12 protein-coding genes are annotated in these 14,222 nt (G+C 50.6%); 8 read left to right on the top strand and 4 right to left on the bottom strand.

The genetic code is table 11. The annotated features are described in order from the left end of the window. Nucleotides 1-31: 31 nt before the first annotated feature. From rsxC to galE, 6 genes are all read left to right on the top strand, one after another. A complete protein-coding gene (gene rsxC, locus Q1Y74_RS03155) occupies nucleotides 32-1,369 on the top strand; it encodes an electron transport complex subunit RsxC (protein ID WP_300812275.1) in 1,338 nt (445 codons plus the stop codon). Between the two features lie 6 nt (nucleotides 1,370-1,375). Next, nucleotides 1,376-2,365, top strand: coding sequence for an RnfABCDGE type electron transport complex subunit D (locus tag Q1Y74_RS03150; RefSeq protein WP_300812274.1), 990 nt, complete (start codon nucleotides 1,376-1,378; stop codon nucleotides 2,363-2,365). Beyond that, nucleotides 2,362-3,015, top strand: a complete 654-nt coding sequence (locus tag Q1Y74_RS03145) for an RnfABCDGE type electron transport complex subunit G (protein ID WP_300812273.1) — start codon at nucleotides 2,362-2,364, stop codon at nucleotides 3,013-3,015. The genes Q1Y74_RS03150 and Q1Y74_RS03145 overlap by 4 nt, the downstream gene beginning before the upstream one ends. 17 nt (nucleotides 3,016-3,032) lie before the next feature. Continuing rightward, nucleotides 3,033-3,617, top strand: a complete 585-nt coding sequence (locus tag Q1Y74_RS03140) for an electron transport complex subunit E (protein WP_300812272.1) — start codon at nucleotides 3,033-3,035, stop codon at nucleotides 3,615-3,617. A gap of 25 nt (nucleotides 3,618-3,642) precedes the next feature. Then, nucleotides 3,643-4,221: an electron transport complex subunit RsxA gene (gene rsxA, locus Q1Y74_RS03135; RefSeq protein ID WP_300812271.1), complete on the top strand. Its 579-nt coding sequence runs from the start codon at nucleotides 3,643-3,645 to the stop codon at nucleotides 4,219-4,221. Between the two features lie 178 nt (nucleotides 4,222-4,399). Next, on the top strand, nucleotides 4,400-5,434 hold the full coding sequence (gene galE, locus Q1Y74_RS03130; protein WP_300812270.1) for a UDP-glucose 4-epimerase GalE: 1,035 nt from the start codon (nucleotides 4,400-4,402) through the stop codon (nucleotides 5,432-5,434). Between the two features lie 783 nt (nucleotides 5,435-6,217). Here galE and Q1Y74_RS03125 read toward each other — a convergent pair. Both Q1Y74_RS03125 and Q1Y74_RS03120 read right to left on the bottom strand, forming a co-directional pair. Further along, entirely contained in the window at nucleotides 6,218-6,769 is a 552-nt protein-coding gene (locus Q1Y74_RS03125; protein ID WP_300812269.1) for a DUF3332 domain-containing protein, read from the bottom strand. A 179-nt stretch (nucleotides 6,770-6,948) separates the two neighbouring features. Further along, nucleotides 6,949-8,172 (bottom strand): DEAD/DEAH box helicase, encoded by a 1,224-nt coding sequence (locus tag Q1Y74_RS03120; RefSeq protein WP_300812268.1) that lies wholly within the window; start codon nucleotides 8,170-8,172, stop codon nucleotides 6,949-6,951. Nucleotides 8,173-8,581: 409 nt separating this feature from the next. On the opposite strand from Q1Y74_RS03120, the gene Q1Y74_RS03115 reads away from it, so the two are divergent. Further along, on the top strand, nucleotides 8,582-9,217 hold the full coding sequence (locus Q1Y74_RS03115) for an HU family DNA-binding protein (protein ID WP_300812267.1): 636 nt from the start codon (nucleotides 8,582-8,584) through the stop codon (nucleotides 9,215-9,217). Between the two features lie 135 nt (nucleotides 9,218-9,352). On the opposite strand, the gene Q1Y74_RS03110 is transcribed toward Q1Y74_RS03115, so the two are convergent. Both Q1Y74_RS03110 and Q1Y74_RS03105 read right to left on the bottom strand, forming a co-directional pair. Continuing rightward, nucleotides 9,353-10,831, bottom strand: a complete 1,479-nt coding sequence (locus tag Q1Y74_RS03110) for a tagaturonate reductase (RefSeq protein ID WP_300812266.1) — start codon at nucleotides 10,829-10,831, stop codon at nucleotides 9,353-9,355. A gap of 54 nt (nucleotides 10,832-10,885) precedes the next feature. Continuing rightward, the gene (locus tag Q1Y74_RS03105; RefSeq protein WP_300812265.1) at nucleotides 10,886-11,947 is read right to left on the bottom strand and encodes a substrate-binding domain-containing protein; all 1,062 of its coding nucleotides are present in this window, start codon (nucleotides 11,945-11,947) and stop codon (nucleotides 10,886-10,888) included. A gap of 221 nt (nucleotides 11,948-12,168) precedes the next feature. Between Q1Y74_RS03105 and uxaC the strand changes: the two genes are divergently transcribed. Next, nucleotides 12,169-13,575 carry a glucuronate isomerase gene (uxaC, locus tag Q1Y74_RS03100; RefSeq protein ID WP_300812264.1) on the top strand — a complete coding sequence of 469 codons (1,407 nt, stop codon included), beginning with the start codon at nucleotides 12,169-12,171 and terminating at the stop codon, nucleotides 13,573-13,575. The last annotated feature ends 647 nt before the right edge of the window (nucleotides 13,576-14,222 follow it).

Here is a 14,222-nt window from a genome sequence, read left to right as displayed (position 1 = left end):
GAATAAATAAACGTTTAAAATACAGAATTGTATGTTGAAGACATTTTCAATAGGTGGAGTTCATCCACACGAAAATAAGCTTTCAGCGCATCAGCCCATTGTCAAGGCAGAAGTTCCTGCAAAGGCGGTTATTATGTTGGGACAGCATCTGGGTGCTCCGGCAAAGCCCATTGTGGCCAAGGGTGATGTAGTGAAAGTTGGCACAAAAATTGCCGAACCCGGCGGCTTCGTTTCAGCAGCCATACATTCATCCGTCAGCGGTAAGGTTGCAAAAATAGATACCGTCATCGATGCAAGTGGCTATGCCAAACCGGCTATCTTCATTGATGTGGAAGGAGATGAGTGGGAGGAGAGCATTGACCGTTCGGAAGATTTGGTGAAGGAATGTACCCTTTCTGCTGAGGAAATCGTGAAGAAAATAGCTGATGCAGGTATCGTAGGTCTTGGAGGAGCTTGTTTTCCCACGCAGGTGAAACTGTGTCCTCCTCCTGCATTCAAGGCGGAATGCGTCATTATCAATGCTGTGGAGTGTGAGCCTTATCTGACTGCAGACCACCAGTTGATGTTGGAACATGCCGAGGAAATTATGGTGGGCGTTTCCATTCTGATGAAGGCTGTGAAGGTTAACAAGGCATTCATCGGTATTGAAAATAACAAACCTGATGCTATCCAGCTGATGACAAAGGTCGCTTCCGGCTATGCTGGCATTGAAGTAGTTCCTCTGAAGGTGAAATATCCGCAAGGCGGTGAAAAGCAGTTGATAGACGCCATCATCAACCGTCAGGTGGCAGCCGGCGCATTGCCCATCTCTACAGGTGCGGTCGTTCAGAATGTGGGTACGGCATTTGCCGTTTATCAGGCTGTGCAGAAAAACAAGCCTTTGTTTGAACGTGTCATTACCGTTACCGGCAAGTCGCTGTCCAAACCTTCTAATTTTCTGGCCCGTATCGGTACGCCGATGCAGCAGTTGATTGACGCTTGCGGTGGCTTGCCTGAAGATACCGGTAAAATAATAGGTGGTGGCCCCATGATGGGTAAGGCACTGATGAACACCGATGTGCCTACGACCAAGGGAAGTTCGGGCATCTTGATTATGAATGACAAGGAAGCCCGGCGTAACGCTCCTCAACCTTGTATCCGTTGCGCCAAGTGTGTAAGTGCCTGTCCGATGGGACTCGAGCCCTATTTGCTTGCAACGGTGTCGGCTCACGGAGACTTTGAACGAGTGGAAAAAGAAGATATTATGTCATGTATTGAGTGTGGTTCATGCCAATTCACTTGCCCGTCCAACCGCCCGATGCTGGATTACATCCGTTTGGGTAAAGGAAAGGTAGGCGCCATGATACGTGCACGTCAAGCTAAAAAATAATGAAGTATGAATAAATTGGTTGTATCTCTTTCACCTCACGTGCATGGGGGTGACAGTGTGAAAAAGAATATGTACGGAGTACTGATAGCACTGGTACCGGCATTTCTTGTATCGCTTTACTTTTTTGGGTTGGGCGCGTTGATTGTTACGGCTGTTTCCGTGCTCTCCTGTCTATTCTTCGAATGGGCCATTTGCAAGTTTCTGTTGAAGAAAGAATCTACCATAGCCGATGGCTCGGCCATCATTACTGGTGTGCTGCTGGCTTTCAACCTGCCTTCTAACCTGCCGGTTTGGATTATCATCATAGGTGCCTTGTTTGCCATCGGTGTCGGCAAGATGTCCTTCGGCGGACTGGGCTGCAATCCTTTCAATCCGGCGTTGGTTGGACGTGTGTTCCTGCTGTTGTCTTTCCCTGTGCAGATGACCAGCTGGCCTGCTGTTGGACAGCTGACTGCTTATACCGATGCGGTGACTACGGCTACTCCGTTGGCCATTATGAAAGGTGTCATCAATGGTGCGCCGGGTTTCTCTATTGATCAGCTTCCCAGTTCTTTCGATTTGCTCATTGGTAACAATCCCGGCTGTATCGGCGAGGTCAGTGCATTGGCTTTGTTGCTGGGGTTGGCCTATATGCTTTGGAAGAAAATCATTTCCTGGCACATCCCTGTATCCATTCTGGTAACCGTATTCGTGTTCAGTTATATTATGCACCTGGTTGACCCTGCCAAGTATGCGTGTGGTTTCGTACACCTGCTGTCGGGAGGTCTGATGCTGGGAGCCATCTTTATGGCTACAGATTATGTAACCTCACCGATGAACCACAAGGGTATGCTTATTTACGGTGTGTGCATTGGTCTGCTTACGGTGATTATCCGCTTGTTCGGAGCATATCCTGAGGGTATGTCGTTCGCCATTCTGATTATGAATGCGTTCACTCCACTTATTAACACTTATGTGAAACCTAAACGCTTTGGGGAGGTGGCAAAGAAAAAATGAAAAAGTTAGAATCATCTTTGAAGAACATGTTGCTGGTGCTTACGGGAGTTACTGCTATCTCCGTAGCCTTGCTGGCTTATGTGAATGAATTGACAAAAGAACCGATTGCGTTGGCCAATGCCAAGACATTGAGTGACGCAGTCAGCGCGGTAGTTCCCGGGTTTGACAATGACCCCATTGCTGAGAAGAAGATGCAGGAAGTGAACGGTGTGGAATATGCCGTCTATCCTGCTACGAAAGGTGGTGAGTATATTGGTGCCGCAGTCGAGGCTTCTGCCATGGGCTTTGGTGGAGATTTGAGAGTTCTGGTGGGATTTGATGCGTCGGGCAAAATTATCGATTACTCACTCTTGTCTCATGCTGAGACTCCGGGATTGGGCTCTAAGGCTGCCGACTGGTTCAAAAGTGGCAACAAGGGAGACATCACCGGAATGAATCCGGGCGAGGCTCCGTTGACCGTCAGCAAGGACGGTGGAAAAGTGGATGCCATCACAGCTTCTACCATCACATCCCGTGCGTTCCTGAATGCCGTCAATGCCGCTTATGCTGCTTATGCCGGTCAGAATACGACTGACGGCACTTCGGGTGCTACTCAAAAGAGTGTTGAATCTGCTGATGCCGCAGCTGCGGATTCTGTCAGCGTTAAATAATAGAAAGGAGTAGAAACATGAATAATTTTAAAGTTTTGATGAATGGGGTCGTTAAAGAAAACCCCACATTTGTACTCCTGCTTGGTATGTGTCCTACGTTGGGTACAACTTCTTCTGCCATTAACGGTATGGGTATGGGTTTGGCTACCATGTTTGTGCTGATTTGTTCCAATGTGGTGATTTCTGCCATCAAGAACCTGATTCCTGATATGGTCCGCATTCCTTCTTATATTGTGGTGATTGCTTCCTTCGTGACGTTGTTACAAATGATTATGCAGGCCTATGTCCCTGACCTCTATGCTACTCTTGGCCTGTTTATCCCTCTGATTGTGGTGAACTGCATCGTGTTGGGGCGTGCTGAGGCGTTTGCTGCCAAGAACAATCCGGTTGCTTCGTTCTTTGACGGTTTGGGTATAGGACTCGGATTTACCATCGCGCTTACATTGTTGGGCGCCGTGCGTGAATTCCTGGGGACTGGCAAGATTTTTAACATGACTCTTCTTCCTGAGGAATACGGCATGTTGCTGTTTGTGTTGGCTCCCGGTGCATTCATTGCCTTAGGTTACCTTATTGCTTTGGTTAACAGGCTGAAGAAGGCGTAATTAAATAACTTGTAATTGTTATATTATGGAATATATACTGATATTTATCTCGGCAATCTTTGTCAATAACATCGTATTGTCGCAGTTCTTGGGAATCTGCCCTTTCTTGGGTGTTTCCAAGAAGGTTGAGACGGCTTTGGGTATGTCTGCTGCCGTAGCATTTGTACTTACGATTGCCACCATTGTCACTTTCCTTATTCAAAAGTTTGTGCTTGATGTCTTCGGGCTGGGCTATTTGCAGACCATTACTTTCATTCTGGTGATTGCTGCATTGGTACAGATGGTGGAAATTATCCTGAAAAAGGTGTCCCCTTCCTTGTATCAGGCGTTGGGCGTGTTCTTGCCTTTGATTACAACAAACTGCTGTATTTTGGGTGTTGCCATTTTGGTTATCCAAAAGAATTATGATTTGTTGACGGGTGTTGTTTACGCTTTCTCAACAGCCTTGGGCTTCGGTTTGGCTTTGACTTTATTTGCAGGCTTGCGCGAACAAATGAGTCTGGTTAATGTGCCTAAGGGTATGCAGGGAACTCCTATCGCCCTTATTACTGCTGGCTTGTTGGCTATGGCGTTTATGGGATTTTCAGGCGTTGTGAAGATTTGATTCTTCGAATAAGAGCGTTTGTGTAGCGCAGATTGACACCTCCTTTTTTCATAAGTCTCTTTTTACTTGTGGAAATATTGGTGTCAATCTGCGTTTTTTTTCTCGTTTTGTCATTTATATAAATTTATTTTCTTACATTTGTATCGTTTTGACAACCTATAAGCTAAATGCTCAATTTATGAAAGAAAGAATATTAGTTACGGGAGGTACCGGTTATATCGGCTCTCACACAGTCGTAGAACTTCAAAATGCAGGTTTTGAGGTGATTATTATAGACAATTTGTCCAATTCCAATGCTGATGTGGTAGACAACATTGAAAAAGTGTCGGGTATTCGTCCTGCTTTTGAAAAATTGGATTGTTTGGATTTTGCTGGTCTTGAAGCGGTATTTGCTAAATATAAGAATATAAAGGCTATTATTCATTTTGCTGCAAGTAAGGCTGTAGGTGAGTCTGTACAGAAACCGTTGCTCTATTATCGAAACAATTTGGTTTCGTTGATTAATTTGTTGGAGCTGATGCCGAAATACGGGGTAGAAGGTATTGTATTCTCTTCCTCATGTACTGTATATGGTCAACCGGATGAATTGCCGGTTACAGAAAATGCACCTATCAAGAAGGCTGAGTCTCCCTATGGAAATACAAAGCAAATCAATGAAGAGATTGTGCGTGATACGGTAGCTTCTGGTGCTCCTATAAGTGCAATCTTGTTGCGCTATTTCAATCCGATTGGTGCTCATCCTACTGCTTTGTTGGGTGAATTGCCTAATGGGGTACCACAAAATTTGGTACCATATCTTACTCAGACTGCTATCGGCATTCGTGAGAAGTTGAGCGTATTCGGTGATGATTATGATACGCCTGATGGCTCCTGCATTCGTGACTTCATTAACGTTGTAGACTTGGCAAAGGCTCATGTAGTGGCAATACAGCGAATCTTGGAGAAGAAACAGAAAGAAAAAGTGGAAGTATTCAATATTGGTACTGGACGTGGACTTTCTGTTTTGGAACTTATCCATGCTTTTGAAAAGGCAACAGGTGTAAAGTTGAACTATCAGATAGTTGGTCGTCGTGCTGGTGATATTGAAAAAGTTTGGGCCAATCCGGAACTTGCCAATACTGAGTTGGGATGGAAGGCCGAAACGAGTATTGAAGATACGCTGCTTTCTGCATGGAATTGGCAGTTGAAGCTTCGTGAAAGAGGTATTCAATAAGAGCGTATGGTATTTGACAAATTGAATTTTGTTCTTTTTAACAATAAGGATAAAACAAATGCATCCCCGCATTTGTTTATATGGTGCTAATCAACCTGAAGCTCTTTATGAGTATGTGAATATCCATAAATAGTACGTATGCCTCCCCGGCATAGACAGGTAAGATTGCATAGTAGTTTTGTCGTGTTTTATTTTGTGTTTGTGTTGTGAATGAGCCTTGTCGCGAGACAAGGCTTATTTTTTTCTCTCAGACTGTGTGTCCAGCTGAAGGTAAGTACTTGAATCAAAGACTCCCCGTGCTTTGGGTGAGTCAAAATGACTGGATGGGAAAGAGAATGTATACTGTCAGTCCTGTGCGGAAGATTGTGTCCTGTTTCCGGTTAGTTCGGTTTGAAAATCGATGAACTCAAGTTTGGATTGGCTCTGTATCTGTGCTATATAGGGGCTGAAAATATGAAGAACCTTACCAATTCCATTGGGATGGGGAATGATAAGGTTCTTACTGTTGTAAATGAAGGTCGTCTGACTCAATGTGAGGACGCATTAGAATAAGTATGATTTAAATCTCACGTCTGCTTGAATGAAGCGAAGAACCGAGAACCTGTGCATGTGTTTCCAAGATTCGGCTTTCTGCCCGTGGAACTATGTCCTATGTCTGTGGGTAAGTTGCCATAAGAGGCTTCAGCTAAAGCTGATGACAATATGCCGGTGTTTATTCATTTGGGATACATCCTCTTTGAGACCCTGACAATCAGTGTCAATTTCTTGGTACTGTAGAATGAGTCAGCGGTTGGCATATAAGTTTATCATAGCTGCCTGTCTCATGGAACTTACGCCTTGGGCGTTCAGTGCTACATCCATGCTTTCGCCATCTGGAAGGTACATCCGTGCAGTTCCATCTTCATTCAGCTTTATCAGTTCGGTGGATACACCGTCAGATACGACGTTCCAGGTCTTCAGGTCCTGATCATAGATGAGCTGCATGGAGAGGTCTTCACCTTCGCGTGTGATGGAGTAGCCGTTTTCCAGGGTTTCCACCAGGTAGTTGCCGTTTTCACCCTGTACTTTCTTGATGTCTCCGATGCTGGCCATGGGATTGCTGCCGGACCAGAACTCGATGGAGTTAATAACCAGTGCATCCGCCAGGTAGCAAACTCCGTAAACGGGGATGATGTTGCAGGCCAGATAGACGAGTTCGTTAACAAATTTGTTGCCGATACTTTGGTTCCAGCTGACCAGTTTGCTGTGCAGGCTAAAGGAACCGATGCACGATGAGAACAGGAATGCGCCGCAGACGAGTACGGTGGCTGTCATTTTTAAATTAATCTTTCTCATAACTCTTTTCTTTACTGTGTTTAAGTTGAGGATGGTTCCCCGGCGGGGAACATCTTTGGCAAAGATATGGATTTCATTTGGAATAAAACGCATCCGGGGTGCCAAAGTTTTGTGCGGATGGCAGATTGGCGATGCCTCGGCCGGGGACGAAGCCCCGTGCCGGTGGGGGTGACGGGGTGTCACTTCCTGTTGCGGTCGCGTTTGCGGTTGTTGTGCCTGCCGCCGCCGTTCTTCTTTTTCTCGGGGGCGTGGGGGGCGTAGGCTGGGGCGCTGCCCAGCTCCTCGGGAACGGGTATCTTGTAGATGTCTTTCTCCAGGAAGCGCTCGATGGTCTTGAACTTGCTCTGCTCCTTCTCGCTGACGAAGGTGAGGGCCACGCCGTCGTTGTTGGCGCGGGCGGTACGTCCGATGCGGTGTACGTAGTCCTCGCTGTCGTGGGGGACGTCGTAGTTGATGACCAGGCGGATGTCGTCGATGTCGATGCCGCGCGCCACGATGTCCGTCGCCACCAGGATGTTGATTTTCCCGGCCTTGAACTCGTACATTACCTCTTCGCGCTGCGCCTGTTCCAGGTCGGAGTGCATCTCGCCCACGTTGAGCTTCATCTGTTTCAGGGCTTTGGCCACTTCCTTCACCTTCAGTTTGGACGAGGCGAAGATGATGACACGTTCGGGCGTCTGCTCGGCGAAGAGGTGGCGGATGATGCCCAGTTTCTGGTTCTCATAGCAGATGTATGCGGCCTGTATGATTTTCTCGGCCGGCTTGGAGACTGCCAGCTTCACTTCGACGGGGTCGTGCAGGATGGAGTTGGCCAGCTGCTGTATCTTGGCGGGCATGGTGGCGGAGAACATGATGGTCTGCCGCTCCTTGGGCAGGTACTTGACAATCTGCATGATGTCTTCGTAGAAGCCCATGTCGAGCATGCGGTCGGCCTCGTCCAGGATGAAGTAGGACACGCGGGAGAGGTCCACGTAGCCCAGGCTGAGGTGGGCTATCAGGCGCCCCGGAGTGGCTATCACCACGTCGGCTCCCAGCGTGAGGCCGCGCTTCTGCTGCTCGAACAGGATGCCGTCGTTGCCGCCATAGACGGCCACGCTGGATACGGGCATGAAGTAGGAGAAGCCTTCCATCTGCTGGTCTATCTGCTGGGCCAGTTCGCGCGTGGGGGCCATGACGACGCAGTTGATGGCGTCTTCGGGGTGGTTGCCTTCGGAGAGGCGGTTCAGTACGGGAAGCAGGTAGGCGGCGGTCTTGCCGGTGCCGGTCTGTGCCACTGCTATTAAATCTTTACCTTCGAGTATGACCGGGATGGCTTGCTCTTGTATCGGAGTGCACTCCTCGAAACGCATGGCGTCCAACGCATCCAGTACCTGGTCGTTCAGTGATAGTTCGGAAAACTTCATGTTCAGTCATTATTTGGGCGCAAAGATAAGTATTTCTGCGATTAAAGCCAAGTGTTTTCTGCCTCTACGTGCCGCCCGGTGCGGCTGCGGGCGCGGCGGTGGCCGTCCTGTCGCGCCTCCCGCCCGGCGGCCGTGTGCCGCCTGTAGGCAGGTGTGTGGGCTTCGTGCCGATGAAAAGTTGGAGAGAATGGGGAGGAATGTTTGCGATTACGGGGGAAAAACTTTATCTTTGCCTTGTCTGATTTTAAAACCGGTCTTTGGTTTGTATAAACCACTGTTCGGTTTTTATAAACCAAAGAATGGTTTGTAGAAACTACTATTCGGTTTTAAACTCATTCCGAGGTGTTTGGAAGTTTTCTCTCCATTCTACTGAACTTTTTCTACGGTATCTCTTAAACTTTATATGCCTATGTCAGCAGAATACATTATGCAGGAAATGAAGGACTTCCACCGGGAAGGTGAGAAGTTGCTTTACCCGCGGATGATTATCAGGGATTGTTGCGGGACGGACGAACTGGCCGCGCTGGCCGCGGTACACACTACGCTGAACCCGGCCGAGGTGAAGGCTGCGCTGGAGCTGGCGGCCCGTGCGGTGGCGTGGGCCATGGCCGAGGGGCGGTCGGTGAAGATTGACGGCTTGGGGCTGTTTACGCCCTCGCTGTCGCTGAAGAAGGGGAAGGAACGCGAGGCGGCCGACGGAAGCGGCAGGCGGCGCAATGCGGGAAGCATTGAGGTGGGCGGCGTCAATTTCCGCCCGGCGAAGGGGTTGCTGAGGGAGACGAACCTGCGCTGCCGGCTGACGCGTGCGCCGGGGCGGATTGACTGTCGGGTGTCGGAGTTTACGCCGGACGAGCGTCTGGCGCTGGCGCAGCGCTATCTGGAGGAGAACGCCTTCCTGACGGTGCCGGTCTATGCCGCCCTGACGGGCTTGAGCCGGACGACGGCGGGGCGGGAGCTGCGCAGGTGGCGCGAGACACCGGGTGCGGGCATCGGTATTGAGGGGCGCGGGTCGCACCGGGTCTACGTGCGTGCGCCCCGGGAGTGAGCGGCGGCGGGCCGGGTGTCGTCGCCCGGCGTCTTGAAACGCGGGGAGCCGGAAGGCCGGCAGTGACAGCGTGTGCAGTCACTGCGGCTTTCCGGCTCCCTTGTGTGGGGGCTTCCGCCGTGGCGGGGGCTTGCGTTAGAGGATGCTCTTTACGGTCTCCAGCATGCCCTTTTCCTGGATGGAGTTCAGGAAGTCGGTCACCATGTCCGTCAGGCCGGGGATGGCGTTCAGGTCGCCGTGTTCGCCCCAGATGAGGTCCTTGGCTGCCAGTACGCCTTCGGCCACGCGGCGGGTGTCGCCCGTTGCCCAGAGGTCGGTGAGCAGCTGCATGATTTCGGGTGCGTCGTTGGGCACGATTTCGGCTCCGTCGGCGCGAACGCCGCCTTTATAGTAAGTGATGATGGCGGCCAGGCCGAGCACCAGTCCCTTGGGCAGTTCGCCCTTGCGCTCCAGATAAGTCTTCAGGCCGGGCAGGTCGCGTGTCTGGAACTTGGGGAAGGAGTTGAGCATGATGCTGGTCACCTGATGGTCCACGTAGGGGTTGTTGAAGCGCTCCAGCACGTCGGCTGCGAACTTCTTCAGTTCGTCCATGGGGAGGTTGAGGGTCTGCATCAGTTCGTCGAACTGCACCTTGTGGATGTACTTGCCGATGACGGGGTGGTTGCAGGCGTCGCGCACGATGTTCACTCCGCTCAGGTAGGCCACGGGCGAGAGGACGGTGTGCGGGCCGTTGAGCAGGGTCACCTTGCGTTCGTGGTAGGGTGCCTCGGACTTGACGAAGAGCACGTTCAGTCCGGCCTTGTTGGCGGGGAACTCGTCGGCCAGCTGGCGCAGCGAGAGGTTCTCGGCGGCCTCGATGACCCAGAGGTGGAAGATTTCGGCCTGTACGACGAGGTTGTCGGCATAGCAGATTTTCTTCTGTATCTGGGCAATCTCCTTGCGGGGGAAGCCCGGCACGATGCGGTCCACGAGGGTGGCGCATACGTAGCAGTACTTGGTGAACCAGGTCTTGAACTTCTCGTAGTCGGCGCCGAAGTCGTCCTTCCAGAGCTCGATGTACTGGTAGATGCACTCCTTCAGGTGGTGTCCGTTGAGGAAGATGAGCTCGCAGGGCATGATGATGAGTCCCTTTGTCTTGTCGCCCTTGAAGGTCTTGAAGCGGCGGTAGAGCAACTGCGTCAGCTTGCCGGGGTAGGAGGAGGCGGGGGCGTCGGACAGCTTGCAGGCGGGGTCGAAGGCGATGCCCGCCTCGGTGGTGTTGGAGATGGCGAAGCGGATTTCGGGCTGGTCGGCCAGTGCCATGAAAGCCGCATTCTGCGTGTAGGGATTGAGGGCGCGGCTGATGCAGTCGATGCGGGTCAGCGAGTTCACGGCTTCACCGTTCAGACGGCCTTGCAGGTTGACGTGATAGAGGCAGTCCTGTCCGTTGAGCCACTCGGCCATGCCGCGCTCGATGGGCTGTACGACTACGACGCTGCTGTTGAAGTCGGTCTTCTGGTTCATGTTGTAGACAATCCAGTCTACAAAGGCGCGGAGGAAGTTTCCCTCACCGAACTGGATGATTCTCTCGGGAGCGACGGACTTGGGTGCCGTCAGTTTGTTCAATGCTTTCATTGTCAGTAATGTATATAAAGGTTGATATAAATTGTTTGTCAGTCTTGTATGTCGTCATTCAAACTCGAAGTAGTAGTCAATGTTCTCCTTCATCAGGATGTCGATGGGCATGTACTTGATGGGCGGCACGGGCTTCTTGAAGACGATGTGGTTGCACAGGGCCTTCACACCGTAGTAGCCCTGCAGTTCGGGGCGCTGTCCGATGAGGAAGTCCACCTGGCCTGTGCGCAGATGGTCGGTGTTCCTGGGCAGAAGGTCGTAGCCCACGAGAGCATCCAGCCGGCGGCCGGTCTCGCGCAGGTAGTCGGCCACCTGATAGACGCGCGAGTTGAAGACTGCTCCCAGAACGGCGTGCGGATGTCCGGCAAAGAAGCGGTCCAGTATCCGCCTGTTTTCGGTGCTGTCTTCCTTCTGGAGGATGACGTCGTGGATGGTGGGCTGTTCGTTGCGCTCGCCCAGGTAGTCCATGAAGCCTTTCAGGCGACGGCGCATCTGTATCTCGGCGGGGCTCGATTTCTGGTTGTTGAGGAAGAAGATGAGCTCCTCTCCCTGCCGGTAGCGGCTCATCAGTGCCTTGGCGGCCACGTATCCGCTCATGCGTGAGTCTTGTCCGATGTAGCAGAGGGCGTGTGCGCCGTCCACGTTGAAGTCGACGAAGGCGTAGGGGAGGTTCCTCTTCTCCAGTGCGGCGGTCAGCCTCAGTGTCTCCTCCTCAAAGTTGGGGGCTATGAGCACACCGTCCGCCGGCTCTTCGTGCAGGGAAAGGCAGGTCTGCATGTATGACTCCTTGTCGGCATGGTTGTAGTGCAGGTAGTCTACTTTGACGTTGAACGGTTGCATCTCCTGCGCGGCCCGGCCGATGCCCTGTTCCACGGTATGCCAATAGTCGTGTTCCTTATTATAAGGTATAATACACAAAATGCGGTAGGGTTTCTTGGCGGCCAGGCCGATGGCAAACATGTTGGGTTGGTAGTTTATTTCGTCAAGAACCTTCTGTACCTTTTCCCGGCTTGCCGCAGAGACGTCGCCGCGGTTGTGTAGCACGCGGTCTACGGTTCCTGCCGACACGCCGGCCAGCCGTGCTATGTCCTTAATGGTATAATTCTTGTTTTCCATTTCGAGGGGGCGATAAGGTTCAACATTCAAAGCTTAAATATTATAAATTAATTGCCGCAAAGATACGAATAATTTTGTTGCTCCAAGTAAAATTTCTACTTTTGTGTTCGATAACGGTTAATAAAAGTGAAAGCAGAAAAGAGCATATTCTGTTTATTATCAACGTTGTATCGTGTATTGAATGGAAAAGTAATATTTTTAGATATTTAAAACACTGGGAAATGAAAAACTTTATGGATGAAAACTTCCTGTTGCAGACCGAAACCGCACAGAAGTTGTATCACGAACATGCGGCCAAGATGCCGATTATCGATTATCATTGTCACCTGATTCCGCAGATGGTTGCCGATGACTACCAATTCAAATCGCTGACCGAAATCTGGTTGGGTGGCGACCACTACAAGTGGCGTGCCATGCGTACCAACGGAGTGGACGAGCGCTATTGTACAGGAAAGGATACCACAGACTGGGAGAAGTTTGAGAAATGGGCCGAGACGGTGCCTTACACTTTCCGCAATCCGTTGTATCATTGGACGCATCTGGAACTGAAGACCGCTTTCGGCATTACTAAAATCCTGAACCCGCAGACTGCCCGCGAGATTTACGACGAGTGCAACGAGAAGCTGAAGCTGCCCGAATACTCGGCACGCGGCATGATGCGCCGTTACAATGTGGAAGTGGTTTGTACGACCGATGACCCTGTAGACTCGCTGGAATACCACATCAAGACCCGTGAGAGCGGTTTTGAGGTAAAGATGCTGCCTACCTGGCGTCCTGATAAAGCGATGGCCGTAGAGGTGCCTGCCGATTTCCGTGCCTACGTGGAAAAGCTGTCCGAGGTGAGCGGCGTGACGATTTCTACGTTTGACGACATGGTGGAGGCATTGCGCAAGCGTCATGACTTCTTTGCCAGCCAGGGCTGTAAACTTTCCGATCATGGCATCGAGGAATTCTATGCCGAGGACTATACGGAAGCCGAAATCAAGGCTATATTTAATAAGGTATATGGCGGCGCAACCCTGTGCAAGGAGGAAATACTGAAGTTCAAGTCGGCCATGCTGGTGGTATTCGGCCGGATGGACTGGGAAAAGGGCTGGACACAGCAATACCACTACGGAGCCATCCGAAACAACAACAGCAAGATGTTCAAGCTGCTGGGACCCGACACGGGCTTTGACTCCATCGGTGAGTTTACGACCGCCAAGGCCATGGCCAAGTTCCTGGACCGCCTGAACTCGGAAGGCAAGCTGACCAAGACCATCCTCTATAACCTGAACCCCTGTGCCAACGAAGTGATAGCCACCATGCTGGGTAACTTCCAGGACGGTACTGTTCCCGGCAAAATCCAGTTCGGTTCGGGCTGGTGGTTCCTCGACCAGAAGGATGGCATGGAGAAGCAGATGAATGCCTTGTCCGTACTGGGCCTGTTGAGCCGCTTTGTAGGTATGCTGACCGATTCGCGTTCGTTCCTTTCTTATCCGCGTCATGAATATTTCCGCCGTACGCTGTGCAACCTCGTAGGCCGCGATGTGGAGAACGGCGAGATACCCGTATCGGAGATGGAACGCGTAAACCAGATGATTGAGGACATCAGCTACAACAATGCCAAACGATTCTTCCAGTTCTGATACCTTGCAGACCGATAACTGATGATTGAATGGAAAATTGAGGACGGAGAGACTGTCAGCTTTCCGTCCTCGGTTTTCCATTTTTGACTTTATATTTACTCAAGTTTCGCAAGTGCGAAACTTCCAGGAGTTAAAGGAGTCAAAAGGAGTTATCACCCGTCTTGGACGGGCTTAGGAGTTAAAGGCCAATAGACGAGATAATGAAGAATGAGGAATGAAGATTTTATTATTCAAGTTTTGGTTTTACCGAATTGAAAATCGGCGAAGCCAAACTTGCAGGAGTTAGAGGAGTTAGAAGGAAGCCCCCTCCAACTCCCCCCGAAGGGGGAGAGATTCCGCCAGGGCGGGCTTAGGAGTTAAAAGCCAATAGAAAAACAAACAGCTCACAATGTATTGGCTCAACTCCTTAACTCCTTAACTTCTTAACTGCTTAACTACCAGAGAAATATTAAATCCGAAACTTAAGTAAACACCTTGTAGACCTGTCAACTTGTTGCTCGTCAACTGCAACTTGAGCTTGCGGAACTTGATTTTTTAACGCTTAGACGTATTAATAGTCCGTTAAGAATTCAACATATCGGCTAAGCGGCTTCTGCCACTATGCCAAATAGTTCTTTGATAAGTTTAGCATTAAAAGTTCTGTTCGG

Source organism: uncultured Bacteroides sp. (assembly GCF_949298305.1).
Lineage (GTDB): Bacteria > Bacteroidota > Bacteroidia > Bacteroidales > Bacteroidaceae > Bacteroides.
The sequence above is the reverse complement of the archived record's forward strand: the minus strand, read 5'-3'. Positions and strand labels throughout refer to the sequence as shown.